Annotated in this window: 1 protein-coding gene; it reads right to left on the reverse strand. The window is 58.5% G+C overall.

Annotated elements, in window-relative coordinates:
* Positions 1–1,176, reverse strand: a 1,176-nt coding sequence (gene tuf, locus AC2FIO_RS22810; RefSeq protein WP_108861257.1) for an elongation factor Tu, incomplete at its 5' end; no start/stop codon positions are given.

Genomic DNA, 1,176 nt, shown 5'->3' on the forward strand with positions numbered 1-1,176 from the left:
TTACTCGACGATTTTCGACACGACGCCGGCGCCGACGGTGCGGCCGCCTTCGCGGATGGCAAAACGCAGGCCGTTTTCCATCGCGATCGGTGCGATCAGTTCAACTTCGAACGACACGTTGTCGCCGGGCATAACCATCTCGGTGCCAGCTGCCAGGGTCACGGTGCCGGTCACGTCAGTTGTACGGAAGTAGAACTGAGGACGGTAGTTCGCGAAGAACGGAGTGTGACGACCGCCTTCTTCCTTGGTCAGGATATAGGCTTCGGCTTCGAACTTGGTGTGCGGTGTAACCGAACCTGGCTTACACAGAACCTGACCACGCTCAACGCCTTCACGGTCGATACCGCGCAGCAGGGCGCCGATGTTGTCGCCCGCTTCACCGCGATCCAGCAGCTTGCGGAACATTTCAACACCAGTACAGGTGGTTTTCTGAGTGTCACGGATGCCGACGATTTCGATCTCGTCGCCAACGTTGATCACGCCACGCTCAACACGACCGGTCACAACGGTACCACGACCCGAGATCGAGAACACGTCTTCGACCGGCATCAGGAACGGTTGGTCAACAGCGCGCTCAGGTGTCGGGATGTACTCGTCCACGGCAGCCATCAGCTTGCGGATCGATTCTTCGCCGATTTCCGGCTTGTTGCCTTCCATCGCGGCCAGAGCCGAACCTGCGATGACAGGAATGTCGTCGCCGGGGTAGTCATACGAAGACAGCAGCTCGCGGATTTCCATTTCCACCAGTTCCAGCAGTTCTTCGTCGTCAACCTGATCCACTTTGTTCATGAACACGACCATGGTCGGGATGCCAACCTGGCGGCCCAGCAGGATGTGCTCGCGGGTCTGCGGCATCGGGCCGTCAGCAGCGTTCACAACCAGGATCGCGCCGTCCATCTGTGCGGCACCGGTGATCATGTTCTTGACGTAGTCGGCGTGGCCGGGGCAGTCGACGTGCGCATAGTGACGCGTGTCGGTCTCGTATTCCACGTGGGCGGTCGAGATGGTGATGCCACGTGCTTTTTCTTCAGGCGCGCCGTCAATCTGGTCATACGCTTTGAAGTCACCGAAATACTTGGTGATTGCTGCGGTCAGCGTGGTCTTGCCGTGGTCAACGTGGCCAATCGTGCCGATGTTGACGTGCGGCTTATTACGCTCAAACTTTTCCTTTGCCAT

The organism is Ruegeria sp. CDSB086 (assembly GCF_059611065.1).